The following is a 14,224-nucleotide window of genomic DNA, read 5'->3' as shown; positions in this document are numbered from 1 at the left end:
TAAATTTCCTCCTAATCTATAAATACGATTGTGTTGCTACAATGATCATCTCCGAAATCCCCTGATGGATGTTGGTGAGGCGATGATGATCTGAAGCTTCGTAGTAAAGCGAATCCCCTGTTTCTGCGATATATTCCTGTTGTCCTAGTGTAAGACGGATTTTTCCTTCGATCACGTAAATGAAAGTTTCGGCAAGGGAAGGTTCAAACCGTTTAAATTGCCCGTTTTCTTTCAGTGTTAAATACACCGGCTCCATTTCTTTTTCATTGGAAGAAGAGACCAGCCAGTCGATTTCATAGCCTGCGTCTTTGTCGACATGGATTGTATGGTCTTTTGGTGTATAGACAACTTTGAGGTTTTTTATATCGTCATCGAAGAATTCTTTTGGGCTGGTTCCAAGCACTTCCAACAAAGAAAACAGTGTTTCGATGGAAGGGGAGTTCATATCTCTTTCAAGTTGAGAAATATACCCTTTGCTTAAATCTGTCCGTGCGCCCAACTCTTCCTGGGTCAACCCGTTTTTCAAGCGAAGGCGTTTAATTTTGCTGCCGATTAACATCGGAATTCTCCTCGTTTCTTTTCATAAAAATAGGGATATGGAAAAGTTTACTTTTAGTATACTTTTAGTTTACAATCAGCATCTTTTATTGTACAAAATAAGGACAAGAAATCAAGGAAAAAAGATTTTTTCGTGAAATCGTTTCTTTTTATTGCTTTTTACACAACAGATTTACTATCATAAAGAATGTTAATTTGATTTGATGTTTGTTATGATGAAGATATGCGTTATGTAAATTTTGTTAAGTTTTTTAAGTAGCACAACCTACTTTCCGGGAGTGAAAAAAATGAATGGAAAAATGAATTTTTTCCTTGATCCGAAGAACCGCGTCGTCCACAAGCCTTCGATTATGAATTATAAGAGCGAGCAACAGGGACTTTATTTATTGGCCAACAAGCAGTTTATCAATTGGATGGATGTTCATACGTATTGCCATACCTGTTTGACGGCATTGACGTTTGATGATGAGTTTGATGCGAGTTATTGTGCAGATTGCAACGAGTGGCGTGAAGAGGCGTGCAGTGATATAGAATGTGAGTATTGCGAAAACCGGCCGAAAAGGCCATTGGATCCCCGCCGATGAGCGGGGTTTTTCATGCAGATTTTTTACTGGGATCTTTATGCATATGGTAAGCTAAGTACATAGCAGAAGTGAGGGATGGGGATGAAGAAGGAATTTGTAGTGATCGGGCTGGGCCGTTTTGGCGGCAGTATCGTCCGGGAGCTGATTGAGCAGGACGCGGATGTTATGGCGATCGATAAAGACACAGAGCGGGTCGATGAATTCGCTTCGATTGCCACCCAGGCAGTAGTGGCGGATACAACAGATGAAGCGGTATTAAAGTCGCTTGGTATCCGCAATTTTGAACATGTTATTGTGGCGATCGGTGAAAATATACAGGCCAGTATTTTGACGACATTGATGCTGAAAGAAATCGGTGTAAAGAAAATATCGGTCAAGGCCCAAAACGATTACCATGAGAAGGTTTTGCGGAAAATCGGCGCTGATCAAGTGGTGCATCCGGAGCGTGATATGGGAATACGGATTGCCCATAATATGTTATCCAATAACGTCCTGGACTATTTGGAACTGTCGGATGAACATTCCATCATGGAAATCCGGGCAAACGAAAAATTGGCTGGATTTACGCTCATCGGTTTGGACATCCGAGCCAAATATGGCATTAACATTGTAGCCATCAAAAGAGAAGAGGATATCATCGTTTCTCCTCAAGCGGATATGATGATCGAGATGGGAGACGTCTTAATCATCATCGGTTCTGATGCGGACATTAACCGTTTTGAAAAGAAAGTCATGAACTGAAAAAAGGAAGTCCCGGTTAAGGGACTTCCTTTTTTTTACACTTCCATGATGACTGGTAAAATCATCGGACGGCGTTTGGTTTTTTCATACAGATATGGTCCCAGAACATCCGAGATTTCACTTTTCAGCTCGGACCATTCGGTGTTTTTGCCGTGAATTTTTTTGTTCAGGTGACGATTCAGCATCTGCTGTGCTTCGTAAATCATCGTTCCGGATTCGCGCATGTATACAAAGCCACGGGAAATGATGTCCGGCCCTGATACCATTTTGTTTTTCTTCATATCTATGCTGGCCACCACAATGACCAATCCTTCTTCAGAAAGGACACGACGGTCGCGGAGAACGATATTTCCGATATCCCCGATGCCGCTGCCGTCAATGTACACATCTCCCGAAGGAATGCGTCCGGCTACAGAAGCTTCATCCTGTCCTAAGGCAAGAACATCGCCATTTTCCATGATGAATGTGTTTTCTCTTGGCACATCGCAATCCACCGCCAGTTCAGCGTGTTGGGCCTGCATGCGGTATTCACCATGGATCGGCATGAAGAATTTCGGATTGATCAAACGGAGCATCAATTTGTTTTCTTCCTGCGATCCGTGTCCGGAAGTATGGATGTTATTCAATGATCCATGAATTACATCTGCACCTGCACGGAACAACAGGTTGATGGTACGGTTAACGCTGCTTGTATTGCCGGGTATCGGTGAAGAAGAAAAGACAACTGTATCGTTCGGCTGAATCTGAATCTGACGATGCGTCCCGTTGGCGATTCTGGAAAGAGCCGCCATAGGCTCTCCTTGTGATCCCGTACATAAAATCAACACTTCATTGGCAGGCAGGCGATTCAACGTCTGCGTATCAATAAATGCATCTTCAGGAGCTGTGATGTATCCAAGCTCCCGGCCAATGGTGATGGCGTTATCCATACTGCGTCCAAAGACGGCTATTTTACGGCCTTGTGCCACTGCTTCATCCGTTACTTGCTGCAATCTGTAAATATTTGATGCAAAAGTCGCGAATATTAAACGGCCGTCAACTTTTCTCATGATGTCTTTGATCGTTTCGCCGACTTTTCGTTCAGACATGGTAAAGTTAGGGATTTCAGCATTGGTGCTGTCCGATAGAAGGCAAAGAACGCCTTCACTTCCGATTTGAGCCATTTTCAGCAAGTTGGCAGGCTCTCCCACCGGTGTGAAATCGAATTTGAAATCTCCGGTATGGACGATATTGCCTGGAGGCGTCTTCACGACGATTCCAAATGAATCAGGGATGCTGTGGGTGGTGCGGAAAAAGCTGACTGATGTTTTACGGAATTTGATGACATCATCTTCTTCAATTTCCACCATTTTTGTCTGACGCAGCAACCCGTGTTCTTCCAGTTTTTTGCGGAGCAGGCCAAGAGCCAGTTTGCCGCCATAAACAGGAATATTGATTTTTTTCAATAGGTAAGGAATACCGCCAATATGGTCTTCGTGACCGTGTGTGACAAACAGCCCTTTGATCTTATCGATGTTTTTTACAAGATAGGTATAATCCGGAATTACATAATCGATCCCGAGCAGATCGTCTTCCGGAAATTTGATGCCGGCGTCAATCAGGATGATTTCATCCTGGAACTGTACGCCATACGTGTTTTTGCCGATTTCGCCTAGTCCGCCAAGTGCGAAAACAGCCGTTTGGTCATTCTTTACAAACTTCATTGCCCGTTCAGTCTTTCTACTTCAAAATCCTGGCTGGCTTGTTCATATTCAAGATGCTTGTCTTCAAGAAGCTGAACAAATTCAATGTTGTAGTTGCGGTCTTTTAAATGATGTCGAACTTCCCGCTCGGAAGATGCTTCGACATAGAGGCTTTTTGTGTTTTCGCGGACGGGTACCTCAGACCGGTTTTCCTGGTAAAATACTTTAAAAATCATAGTTTGCTCTCCTTTTTACACGTTCAAAATAAATTCACTTTCTTTATATTATCACGACATTGCCTTAAAATAAAGAATAGCCCTTCTTATTTAGTAAGAAGGGCTGTCGAAGTTATGCAATTTTCTTTTTGTTCATAATACCGTTCAGCTGTTTGCGCAATTTTCTTCTTAAACGCTTCAGCATAACGAATCACTCCTTATGGATATTATATTGTATTTTCTGATAATTGTAAAGGTGGCTGGACGTGATAAGCTTTTCACAGCAACGGGTTTTTGGGGCTTCGGGTTGGGTGTTCTGAAAACCAGCCGGGCTTTCACTGGCGAAGGCAGAACTGTCTTGTCTTCTGTTGTGAGAAAGATCTTGGGTCTGTCTATACGAGGAGATAATTGATGGAGTCGAGACATGTTTGTGTTTTGAAGTTCATACAGCGAGGTAGAAATAGAGACAAGAACAAACCGTCCTTTCCGCTGGTTTGCTCGACATCCACAAAACAAGTACAATCAACAAATGTGTATAAATATCGTTAAAACGCAAAGAATGGAGAATGCCCGATGACAAAATTATTGCTGTTGGATATTGATGGGACTTTATTGAATTCCAAAAAGGAACTGCCTGCTTCAGCAAAAGACGCTGTGCAACAGGCAAGGCAAAATGGCCATCAATTGGCAATTGCCACCGGCAGAGCGCCGTTCATGATCAGGAACCTGCTGGAGGAATTGGATATTGATACATATATCACGTTTAATGGTCAATACATTGTACAGCGCAACGAAGCGATTCATAAGGAAGCGTTGGATGCTGAAACACTTTCCAAAATAGTGGAATATGCAGAACGCCGTGATCATCCTGTCGTTTTTATGAATGATCAACGAATGGTCTCTACCATCGATTATCATCCGGACATTGATGAAAGCATCAAAAGCTTGAAATTTCCTCATCCCAAGAAGGTGGAAAATTTTCATTTGGAAAATGATATTTACCAAGCGCTTGTTTTTTGTGAAAAAGAAGAAGAACAGCAATATCATGATGCTTTTCCAAGTATTCAGTTTGTACGATGGCATCGTGTGTCCTGTGATATTCTGCCGAAGGGAAGATCAAAATCGACCGGCATCGAGCAGCTCATCAAAAAAACCGGCCATTCGATCGAAGAGACCATCGCTTTTGGTGACGGGCTGAACGACCTTCAAATGATGGAGACCGCAGGCTTCAGTGTAGCAATGGACAACGGCCATCCAAAAACAAAGGAAAAAGCTTCCTATATCACCGATCATGTGGACGATGACGGCTTAGCAAAAGCTTTTCATCACCTTGGATTAATCTAAAAAAGACTTGGGCTTCATTCGCCCAAGTCTTGTTTTATAGGTGTTGCATTTTCAATTTCTGCAAAAGGGTTTTGTGAATTGATGTGGTCAAAAAACATAATGCCGTTCAGGTGATCCAGCTCATGCTGGAAAGCGATGGCCGGCAATCCTTTTAATCTCATTTTGAATTCCTCGCCCTCCAGGTTGAATGCTTTGACGGTGACCCGGGCATAACGTGGGACATAGCCGGGAATGGAGCGGTCAACCGACAGACACCCTTCACCGGAAGTCAAATAAGCTTTTTCCACTGAATGGCTGACGATTTTCGGATTGACGGCAATCATGCTTAGATTCTCTCCTGTGCTTTCGTCGAAATGCAAAGCAAATATTCTTTTGGGAACATTGATTTGAGGAGCGGCAATCCCGACTCCCGGGCGCAAATCATATTTCTGCGCCATTTCCTCGTCCTGGCTGTTGATGACGTATTCCAAAAGGTCTTCACCAAGTTTGCGATCTTCTTGTGAGAGCGGAAATTGCACTTCTTCGGATCGTTTTCTAAGCGTAGGATGACCTTCGCGGATTATATCTTTCATGCGTATCAAGTTTTTTCATCCTTTCCTAATTGTTGCACTGCCTTTTAGTATACCGAAATGAAAGCTTTCGGAAAAGGAAAAAGCCGCATTTGTAAGTTGTGTTTTATTTTTTGAGCGTCTATAGTTAATTGTATGTACACAAGGAGGGTTTTGCGTGAAGAAAGCAATAATGGCCACAGTTTTTTCGAGTGTGTTGCTTCTAAGTGCATGTTCAGGGTCCACGCCCGGTGAACAGCTGGATACTGTACTGAAGGATACATTTGAAGCGGAACAGGAATATCGGGATGTCCAAAGCGAGCTGGAAGAGTTGGAACAGACCGAACAGGCGACTTTTGAATCTATTATGGGATTGACACAAGAACAGCAGGAAGAAGTAGATGCGCAGGCTGAAGAAGCGATTGCATCTGTGGAAGAACGGCTGGCTTTATTGGAGACCGAAAAAGAATCGATGAGTTCGGCAAAAGAAGAATTTCAGGAAATTGATACCGTAATCGAAGAGGCGGAAGAGGAAGATGTAAAAGCGGACCTCGAAGCTCTAAAAGCAAAAATGCAGGAACGCTTTACCGCTCATTCAGATTTCGTGGTTGAATACGAAGAGCTGGCAAGGCTTCAAAAAGAATTGTATGAGATGTTGAAAGATGAAGAAACCAACCTGCAGACCCTGCAGGAAAAGACGGTGGAAGTGAACGAACAAAACACTGCCGTTCAAGATGCTGTGACAGTCTTCAATGAAAAGACTGAACAGTTTAATGAGATGAAGAACAACTTGATTGAAAAACTTCAGCAAGACGAGTAAAAAGCGGCCCCAAAGGCCGCTTTTTTCTGTGCTATAAAAGATGAAGAAAATCTATTCTGTTTTATAATACAGTGCCGTAAAAAAACTAATACAGTTAATAATAATAGAATTTTCTATAATTTTAGGCACCTCAAAAGATATAGATGGACATTGATTGACCGAGCTATTTATCTAAAGTATACTGAGAAAGAATATGGAGTTGTATCACTAAAAAGATCGATAAATTTTAATACAGATAAAAAGGAGAGTTGCTTTTATGGCTGCAAAAAAATCACAGCAGTTTGATCCAGTGGAAACGCTGAATGCAATCGAAGAAAAGTTTGAAATGTTCCAGATCCTGAACGAAGAAGGCGAAATCGTCAACAAAGAGGCAGATCCGAAGTTATCGGATGAAGATCTTCAGGAATTGATGCGTCGCATGGTGTACACGCGCATCCTGGATCAGCGGTCCATTTCGCTGAACCGTCAGGGCCGTTTAGGGTTTTACGCACCGACAGCAGGACAGGAAGCGTCCCAATTGGCATCGCATTTTGCGTTGGAGAAAGGCGATTTCATCCTGCCTGGTTATCGCGATGTTCCTCAATTGATCTGGCATGGCTGGCCGCTTCACCAGGCATTCCTTTTTTCCCGCGGACATTTTGCAGGCAACCAAATGCCGGAAGGTTTGAATATTTTGCCTCCTCAAATCATCATCGGTGCGCAATACATTCAGGCGGCCGGAGTGGCACTTGGGCTACAGAAGCGGAAAAAAGACTCTGTCGCAATCACTTACACTGGTGAAGGCGGATCTTCGCAAGGTGATTTCTACGAAGGCATCAACTTTGCAGGAGCTTTCCGTGCACCTGCCATTTTCATCGTGCAAAATAACCAGTATGCCATTTCCACACCGCGCGAAGTGCAGACAGCTGCAAAAACAGTTGCACAAAAAGCAGTGGCAGCCGGAATTCCAGGAATCTTTGTCGATGGCATGGATCCGTTGGCTGTATATGTTGCCACGCGTGACGCCCGTGAACGTGCCGTAAAAGGGGAAGGCCCATCACTTATTGAAACGTTCTGTTATCGATACGGCCCGCATACAATGGCAGGCGACGATCCGACACGTTACCGCACTTCCGATATCGACAGTGAATGGGAAAAGAAAGACCCACTCGTCCGTTTCCGTAAATACATGGAAGAAAAAGGATTATGGAACGAAGAGCAGGAAAACGAAGTAATTGAAAAAGCAAAAGAAGAAATCAAGGCTGCCATCAAGAAAGCGGACGGTACACCAAAACAGAAAGTAACTGATCTGTTGGGCATTATGTATGAGGAAGTTCCGTTCCATATACAGGAACAGCTGGATATTTATAAAGCAAAGGAGTCGAAGTAAGCCATGGCACAATTAACGATGATCCAAGCGATTACGGAAGCTCTGAAAACAGAGCTGAAAAATGATGAAAATGTTTTAGTTTTTGGAGAAGATGTCGGTAACAACGGCGGTGTTTTCCGTGCGACAGAAGGTTTGCAGAAAGAATTCGGTGAAGACCGTGTATTTGATACACCTTTGGCGGAATCCGGCATCGGCGGATTGGCCATCGGCTTGTCGCTGCAAGGTTACCGTCCGGTTCCTGAAATCCAATTTTTCGGCTTTGTCTTTGAAGTAATGGATTCCATCAGCGGGCAAATGGCCCGTATGCGTTACCGCAGCGGCGGCAGCCTGAATGCTCCTGTAACCATTCGTTCACCTTTTGGCGGCGGTGTTCATACACCCGAAATGCACGCTGATTCTCTTGAAGGGCTGATGGCTGCATCACCGGGACTGAAAGTGGTTATTCCATCAACGCCATATGATGCAAAGGGATTGCTGATTTCTGCCATCCGCGACAACGATCCGGTTATTTTTCTGGAACACATGAAGCTTTATCGTTCATTCCGCCAGGAAGTTCCTGAAGAGGAATACACAATTCCGTTGGGCAAGGCTGAAGTGAAGCGTGAAGGAAAAGATTTGACGATTGTTACTTATGGCGCAATGGTCCAAGAAAGCATCAAAGCGGCAGAGCAGCTGGAAAAAGAAGATTATTCAGTTGAAGTAATCGATTTGCGGACTATTCAGCCACTCGATATTGAAACGATTATTGCTTCTGTAGAAAAAACAGGGCGTGCAATGGTTGTGCAGGAAGCGCAAAAGCAAGCGGGAATCGCTGCCAATGTCGTAGCGGAAATCACCGACCGGGCGATTTTAAGCCTGGATGCACCAGTCTTGCGTGTGGCGGCACCGGATACGGTGTTCCCGTTCTCGCAAGCGGAGGAAGTTTGGCTTCCGAATGCTAAGGATATAGTAGAAACAGCGAAAAAAGTTCTAACGTTTTAAGTAGCACAGAGAAGGAAGGGTGAAGCAAATGGCTTTTGAATTTCGTATGCCGGATATCGGAGAAGGTATTCACGAAGGTGAAATCGTAAAATGGTTCGTCAAAGCGGGAGATACGGTCGAAGAAGACGATATCCTGATGGAAGTGCAGAACGACAAAGCGGTCGTTGAAATTCCATCACCGGTTTCAGGGACGATCGAAGAAGTTCTTGTGGAAGAAGGAACGGTTGCAGTAGTAGGAGATGTATTGATTCGCATTGATTCACCGGATGCTGAAGATTCTGAAGCGGAAGATGCAGATTTTAAAGGGGAACACAGCGGAGAAACCGGTTCAGATGAAAGTGAAGCTGGAGAAGAAGGTCAGAAGCGCACAGAAGAACTTGCTCAATCTGGAAGCTCTGAAAGTGGTAAGGATATCGATAAGGAACGGGATGAAGATTTGACTGAGCCGTCTGGTTCAGATGGCGAAACAGGTGCCGGCAAACAGCCGCAAGCAGCTGAATCGGATTCGGATGTACGTGTCATCGCCATGCCTTCTGTGCGCAAATTTGCCCGCGACCAGGACGTCGACATCAAGCAAGTGACGGGTTCTGGAAAGAATGGCCGCATTTTGAAAGAAGATGTGGAAGCCTACATGAACGGTGATCAAACTGAAGCCGCTTCTTCAGCTGAACCGGCAGCAGAAACTCAGGAAGCTGCGAAAACCGAAGCGGCACCAAAAGAAGCTCCTGTTTCTGAAGGTGAATTTCCGGAAACGCGGGAAAAAATGTCCGGAATGCGAAGAGCGATTGCCAAAGCGATGGTTAATTCAAAACACACCGCTCCGCATGTAACCTTGATGGATGAAGTGGATGTGACAGAACTGGTGGCTCATCGCAGAAAGTTCAAAGATATTGCGGCTGAAAAAGAGATCAAGCTCACTTATCTTCCTTACGTTGTAAAAGCACTGGTCAGCACATTGCGCGAGTTCCCGGCATTAAACACATCTTTTGATGATGACACCGAGGAAGTCATCCAGAAACATTATTACAATATCGGTATTGCAGCCGACACAGAAAAAGGCCTGCTCGTGCCAGTCATCAAGCATGCTGAACGCAAATCCGTGTTTGCAATTTCAGACGAGATCAATAACTTGGCAACCAAAGCCCGTGAAGGAAAACTATCCGCTGCTGAGATGAAAGGCGCTTCCTGCTCCATCACAAATATCGGTTCTGCCGGCGGCCAATGGTTCACTCCAGTGATCAATCATCCGGAAGTGGCGATTCTGGGAATCGGACGTATTGCCGAAAAACCGGTAATTAAAAATGGTGAAATTGTAGGAGCACCTGTGTTAGCATTATCTTTGAGCTTTGATCACCGGATGATCGATGGTGCAACTGCACAACACGCAATGAACCACATCAAACGTTTATTAAGCGAACCAGAATTATTATTAATGGAGGCGTAGAACTTATGGTAGTAGGAGATTTTCCAATTGAAACAGATACACTCGTCATCGGCTCAGGCCCCGGCGGTTATGTAGCGGCAATCCGCGCTGCTCAAACCGGCCAAAAAGTGACAATCGTGGAGAAGGAATACATTGGCGGTGTTTGCTTGAATGTCGGTTGTATTCCGTCAAAAGCCATGATTTCAGTAGGCCATCGTTTTGAAGAAGCCCAGCATTCAGACGAGATGGGGATTGTAGCCAAAGAAGTTTCCCTTAACTTTGAAAAAGCACAGGCATTCAAAGACGGCGTCGTGAAAAAATTGACCGGTGGCGTGGAATCGTTGCTGAAAGGCAATAAAGTGGAAATCTTGCGCGGCGAAGCTTATTTCGTCGACGAGAATACAGTCCGTGTCATTCAGGAAGATTCGGCGCAGACCTATAAATTCAAAAACGCCATTATTGCGACAGGCTCCCGTCCAGTGGAAATTCCAACATTTAAATTTTCGAAGCGTGTCATTAACTCGACAGGCGCTTTAGCACTTCAGGAAGTGCCGAAAAAACTGGTCGTAATTGGTGGAGGCTACATTGGTACTGAATTGGGTACCGCTTATGCAAATATGGGATCGGAAGTAACGATTCTTGAAGGTGCACCGGATATCTTGGCAGGTTTTGAAAAACAAATGACATCCATCGTTAAAAAAGGCCTGAAGAAAAAAGGTGTGGAAGTGATTACAAAAGCTTCTGCTAAAGGCGTGGAAGAAACTGATTCAGGCGTAACGGTATCTTACGAAGCAGGCGGGGAAGAAAAGACTGTGGAAGCGGATTATGTCCTTGTCACTGTTGGACGCCGTCCGAATACAGACGAAATGGGTCTGGAAGATATCGGCCTTAAAATGAGCGACCGCGGTTTAATCGAAGTCGACAAACAATGCCGCACTAACTTCTCAAACATTTATGCAATCGGTGATGTGGTAGCAGGACTTCAGTTGGCACATAAAGCTTCTTACGAAGGTAAAATCGCTGCAGAAGCAATTGCAGGAGAGAAATCCGAAGTGGATTACCTTGCAATTCCAGCTGTCTGCTTTACCGATCCGGAGCTTGCCAGCGTCGGTTTGACAGAAGACCAGGCAAAAGAAGAAGGCTTTGAAATCACAGCAGCCAAATTCCCATTCGGGGCAAATGGCCGTGCTCTTTCCTTGAATGCTTCTGACGGATTCGTCAAGCTGGTGTCACGCAAAGAAGACGGTTTGCTATTGGGAGCCCAGATTGTTGGTGCAGGCGCTTCAGATATGATCGCTGAACTTGGCCTTGCAATCGAAGCGGGTATGACTGTGGAAGATATTGCAATGACCATTCATGCGCATCCGACACTTTCAGAAATTTCCATGGAAGCTGCGGAAGTAGCTCTTGGAACACCAATTCATATCATTAAGTAACAGTAAGAAAAGCCGCATTTAAATGCGGCTTTTTTTGCGATTTGATTTTGAAATTTCTTACAGGTCTATGGTAAGATGTGGGCAATACAGGAACGGGAGTGATGATGGTGATACATATGAAATGGATCATTTTGGGGACTTCTTTGGCTTTGCTGACTGCGTGCGGCAATGACAATTCCCAAGCCGCTGAAGAACCGGAGGCAGCTCCGGAAACGCAGCAACTTGAGGAAAGCACTGCTTCAAATTCGGAAGAAGTGACGGAAGAATCGGTGGAAAAACCTGAAGAAACAGAAGAGATTGACACAGTGGAAGAGATTGAGCAGAAAGAACCGCAATATCGTGTGAATCCTGCCACGTGGGGGGTAGAACCGATTGCCGATGCGCCAGCAGAAGCAGTGTTGATCACAATCGACGACGCGCCTGACAAGCACGCGGTAAAAATGGCGGAGACTCTGCAACAATTGGATATTCCAGCCATTTTCTTTGTTAATGGGCATTTCCTGGATACCGATGAAGAAAAAGAGCAGCTGCGGAAAATTCATGACATGGGGTTTGCGATTGGCAACCATACCAATTCTCATCCCAATCTGAAGAATCTTACAGAAGAGCAACAGCGTGAGGAAATTATTACTTTATCGGAGACAGTGGAAAGCATAATTGGCGAAAAGCCGGCGTTTTTCAGAGCACCGCATGGTTCCAATACCGATTTCAGCAAAGCGTTGGTGGAACAGGAAGGCATGGTATTGATGAATTGGTCATACGGTTATGACTGGGAACAGCAGTATATGGATGCAGGTGCTCTGGCGGATATTATGGTCCACACCGAATTTTTACGAAATGGCGCGAACTTGCTGATGCACGACCGCGAATGGACGGCAGAAGCGCTTCCGGCAATTGCAGAAGGGCTCAAACAAAAAGGCTACACATTTGTCGATCCTGACGAAATCGAAGGCGTTAATCCATAAAAAAGCTTGGAAGCAGCAGCTTCCAAGCTTTTTCCTTTAGCTATTAATCACCGGATAGCCAGTTGTTCTTTGATGACGCGCAAGTTCTGCAAAGTGTCATCTTCCGGTCCCTGCACGGGCAGTCCGGCAGCGACGTTCATGTGGATATATTCGATGTTCTCCTGCGTGATGATTTCCCCCGGAATGAAAATCGGAATCCCCGGCGGGTACACCATGATGAATTCTGCAGAAATACGGCCGACTGCTTCTTCGATTGAAACCACTTCGGTCGTTGCATAAAAAGCATCGCGCGGACTCATCGCCAGTCGGGGAATATCGGGCAAAAGAACGACGGGTTCGACGACGGCAGCATCGCTTTCAAATGTACGGACCATTCGCTGCAGGGCATTGACCAGTAAATTCAATTCTTTCCTTGTGTCACCGATGGTCACCAGGCACAAAATATTGTACAAGTCCGACAGTTCCACTTCGAGATTGGCATTCTCTCTCAGCCACTCTTCAGCTTGGTGACCGGTGATCCCGAGGTTTTTTACGCTGATCAACAATTTGGTCGGGTCCATGTCAAACGTTGCCGACGAGTTCAATACCTCTGTCCCCACACAATAGAGATGGGGAATTTTGTTGATGCGCTTTCGCGTATCGCGTGACAATCGGATGGCCTGGTCGATCAAATCGTGGCCATGGACAGCCAACTGTCTCCGAGCTGTATCCAAAGAAGCCAGAATTGGATAAGATGTGGACGTAGTCGTCAGCATTGAAAGAGTGGCCTGCACCCGCTTGGCGGACACGAGTCCGTCCCGGACATTCAGTACAGAACTTTGTGTCATGGAACCTCCAAGTTTATGTACAGATGTCGCCGCCATATCTGCTCCTGCTGCCATCGCAGATACCGGCAAGGCCTCATGGAAGTGAATATGGACGCCATGCGCTTCATCCACCAATACCGGGATCTCCCGTTGATGGGAAATGTCAACAATGCGCTTTAAATCAGCGGCAATACCGAAGTAAGTGGGGTTGATTACCAAAACGGCTTTGGCGTCCGGGTATTCATTCAAGGCTTTTTCTACAGCTTCCGCTGAAATGCCGTGCGAGATGCCCAGGTCAGGGTCCACTTCAGGGTGGATGAAAATCGGAATGGCACCGGCAAAGACAATAGCGGACATGATGGATTTGTGAACGTTTCGGGGAACGAGAATTTTGTCGTTTGGCCCACAGACACTCAAAATCATGGTCATGATGGCGCCGCTGGTTCCCTGTACAGAGAAAAATGTATGATCAGCACCAAATGCCTGTGCTGCCAGTTCCTGTGCTTCTTTGATAGCTCCTTTTGGAGAATGGAGATCGTCCAAGGGAGCAATATTGATCAAATCGATGGAGAGAATGTTATCGCCGACAAATTCGCGGAAAGCCGGGTCGACGCCCTGTCCTTTTTTATGGCCGGGTATATGAAATTGAATTGGATGCCGATTCCGATGTTTCAGAAGAACATCAAATAACGGTGTTTCTAATTGAGACAATGGAAAACCACCTCGTTTCTAAAATGAAAAACAAAAAGAAT

General features: G+C 45.1%; 14 protein-coding genes. 9 read left to right on the top strand and 5 right to left on the bottom strand.

Features of this window, described 5'->3' with window-relative positions; all coding sequences use genetic code 11:
- Positions 1 to 16: 16 nt before the first annotated feature.
- Positions 17 to 559 carry a helix-turn-helix domain-containing protein gene (locus EEX84_RS04750; RefSeq protein WP_123164437.1) on the bottom strand — a complete coding sequence of 181 codons (543 nt, stop codon included), beginning with the start codon at positions 557 to 559 and terminating at the stop codon, positions 17 to 19.
- Positions 560 to 845: 286 nt separating this feature from the next.
- Between EEX84_RS04750 and EEX84_RS04745 the strand changes: the two genes are divergently transcribed.
- Together EEX84_RS04745 and EEX84_RS04740 are read left to right on the top strand one after the other, a co-directional pair.
- Positions 846 to 1,142 carry a hypothetical protein gene (locus tag EEX84_RS04745; protein WP_123164436.1) on the top strand — a complete coding sequence of 99 codons (297 nt, stop codon included), beginning with the start codon at positions 846 to 848 and terminating at the stop codon, positions 1,140 to 1,142.
- Between the two features lie 81 nt (positions 1,143 to 1,223).
- Positions 1,224 to 1,883, top strand: coding sequence for a potassium channel family protein (locus tag EEX84_RS04740; RefSeq protein WP_123164435.1), 660 nt, complete (start codon positions 1,224 to 1,226; stop codon positions 1,881 to 1,883).
- Positions 1,884 to 1,918: 35 nt separating this feature from the next.
- On the opposite strand, the gene rnjA is transcribed toward EEX84_RS04740, so the two are convergent.
- Positions 1,919 to 3,586 (bottom strand): ribonuclease J1, encoded by a 1,668-nt coding sequence (gene rnjA / locus EEX84_RS04735; protein WP_123164434.1) that lies wholly within the window; start codon positions 3,584 to 3,586, stop codon positions 1,919 to 1,921.
- Complete coding sequence (locus tag EEX84_RS04730; protein WP_123164433.1) at positions 3,583 to 3,801, bottom strand: DNA-dependent RNA polymerase subunit epsilon; 219 nt, start codon at positions 3,799 to 3,801, stop codon at positions 3,583 to 3,585. Before EEX84_RS04730 ends, rnjA begins: the two co-directional genes overlap by 4 nt.
- Before the next feature lie 552 nt (positions 3,802 to 4,353).
- Between EEX84_RS04730 and EEX84_RS04725 the strand changes: the two genes are divergently transcribed.
- Positions 4,354 to 5,124 carry a Cof-type HAD-IIB family hydrolase gene (locus EEX84_RS04725; RefSeq protein ID WP_123164432.1) on the top strand — a complete coding sequence of 257 codons (771 nt, stop codon included), beginning with the start codon at positions 4,354 to 4,356 and terminating at the stop codon, positions 5,122 to 5,124.
- 14 nt (positions 5,125 to 5,138) lie between these two features.
- On the opposite strand, the gene def is transcribed toward EEX84_RS04725, so the two are convergent.
- A complete protein-coding gene (gene def, locus EEX84_RS04720) occupies positions 5,139 to 5,705 on the bottom strand; it encodes a peptide deformylase (RefSeq protein WP_123164431.1) in 567 nt (188 codons plus the stop codon).
- 145 nt (positions 5,706 to 5,850) lie between these two features.
- Between def and EEX84_RS04715 the strand changes: the two genes are divergently transcribed.
- The 6 genes from EEX84_RS04715 to EEX84_RS04690 all read left to right on the top strand — a co-directional run bounded on the left by EEX84_RS04715 (position 5,851) and on the right by EEX84_RS04690 (position 12,666).
- A complete protein-coding gene (locus EEX84_RS04715; RefSeq protein ID WP_123164430.1) occupies positions 5,851 to 6,492 on the top strand; it encodes a YkyA family protein in 642 nt (213 codons plus the stop codon).
- Positions 6,493 to 6,748: 256 nt separating this feature from the next.
- Positions 6,749 to 7,861, top strand: a complete 1,113-nt coding sequence (pdhA, locus tag EEX84_RS04710) for a pyruvate dehydrogenase (acetyl-transferring) E1 component subunit alpha (RefSeq protein WP_123164429.1) — start codon at positions 6,749 to 6,751, stop codon at positions 7,859 to 7,861.
- Between the two features lie 3 nt (positions 7,862 to 7,864).
- Entirely contained in the window at positions 7,865 to 8,842 is a 978-nt protein-coding gene (locus EEX84_RS04705; RefSeq protein WP_123164428.1) for an alpha-ketoacid dehydrogenase subunit beta, read from the top strand.
- Positions 8,843 to 8,870: 28 nt separating this feature from the next.
- Positions 8,871 to 10,286, top strand: coding sequence for a dihydrolipoamide acetyltransferase family protein (locus tag EEX84_RS04700; protein ID WP_123164427.1), 1,416 nt, complete (start codon positions 8,871 to 8,873; stop codon positions 10,284 to 10,286).
- A 5-nt stretch (positions 10,287 to 10,291) separates the two neighbouring features.
- Complete coding sequence (gene lpdA, locus EEX84_RS04695; protein ID WP_123164426.1) at positions 10,292 to 11,701, top strand: dihydrolipoyl dehydrogenase; 1,410 nt, start codon at positions 10,292 to 10,294, stop codon at positions 11,699 to 11,701.
- Between the two features lie 101 nt (positions 11,702 to 11,802).
- On the top strand, positions 11,803 to 12,666 hold the full coding sequence (locus EEX84_RS04690; RefSeq protein WP_338048366.1) for a polysaccharide deacetylase family protein: 864 nt from the start codon (positions 11,803 to 11,805) through the stop codon (positions 12,664 to 12,666).
- A 47-nt stretch (positions 12,667 to 12,713) separates the two neighbouring features.
- Here the strand turns inward: EEX84_RS04690 and EEX84_RS04685 are convergent, their stop codons facing one another.
- Positions 12,714 to 14,183, bottom strand: coding sequence for an aminotransferase class I/II-fold pyridoxal phosphate-dependent enzyme (locus EEX84_RS04685; RefSeq protein WP_123164425.1), 1,470 nt, complete (start codon positions 14,181 to 14,183; stop codon positions 12,714 to 12,716).
- Positions 14,184 to 14,224 lie beyond the last annotated feature (41 nt).

Origin of the sequence: Planococcus salinus, assembly GCF_003719725.1 — a bacterium.
Lineage (GTDB): Bacteria > Bacillota > Bacilli > Bacillales_A > Planococcaceae > Planococcus > Planococcus salinus.
This window is presented reverse-complemented; position numbering and strand designations above follow the sequence as displayed.

Bases quoted from the DNA above. Each gene is read 5' to 3' on its own strand.
- EEX84_RS04750 (WP_123164437.1), bottom strand. From the start codon at position 559: ATGTTAATCGGCAGCAAAATTAAACGCCTTCGCTTGAAAAACGGGTTG.
- EEX84_RS04745 (WP_123164436.1), top strand. From the start codon at position 846: ATGAATGGAAAAATGAATTTTTTCCTTGATCCGAAGAACCGCGTCGTC.
- EEX84_RS04740 (WP_123164435.1), top strand. From the start codon at position 1,224: ATGAAGAAGGAATTTGTAGTGATCGGGCTGGGCCGTTTTGGCGGCAGT.
- rnjA (WP_123164434.1), bottom strand. From the start codon at position 3,586: ATGAAGTTTGTAAAGAATGACCAAACGGCTGTTTTCGCACTTGGCGGA.
- EEX84_RS04730 (WP_123164433.1), bottom strand. From the start codon at position 3,801: ATGATTTTTAAAGTATTTTACCAGGAAAACCGGTCTGAGGTACCCGTC.
- EEX84_RS04725 (WP_123164432.1), top strand. From the start codon at position 4,354: ATGACAAAATTATTGCTGTTGGATATTGATGGGACTTTATTGAATTCC.
- pdhA (WP_123164429.1), top strand. From the start codon at position 6,749: ATGGCTGCAAAAAAATCACAGCAGTTTGATCCAGTGGAAACGCTGAAT.
- EEX84_RS04705 (WP_123164428.1), top strand. From the start codon at position 7,865: ATGGCACAATTAACGATGATCCAAGCGATTACGGAAGCTCTGAAAACA.
- EEX84_RS04700 (WP_123164427.1), top strand. From the start codon at position 8,871: ATGGCTTTTGAATTTCGTATGCCGGATATCGGAGAAGGTATTCACGAA.
- lpdA (WP_123164426.1), top strand. From the start codon at position 10,292: ATGGTAGTAGGAGATTTTCCAATTGAAACAGATACACTCGTCATCGGC.
- EEX84_RS04690 (WP_338048366.1), top strand. From the start codon at position 11,803: ATGATGGTGATACATATGAAATGGATCATTTTGGGGACTTCTTTGGCT.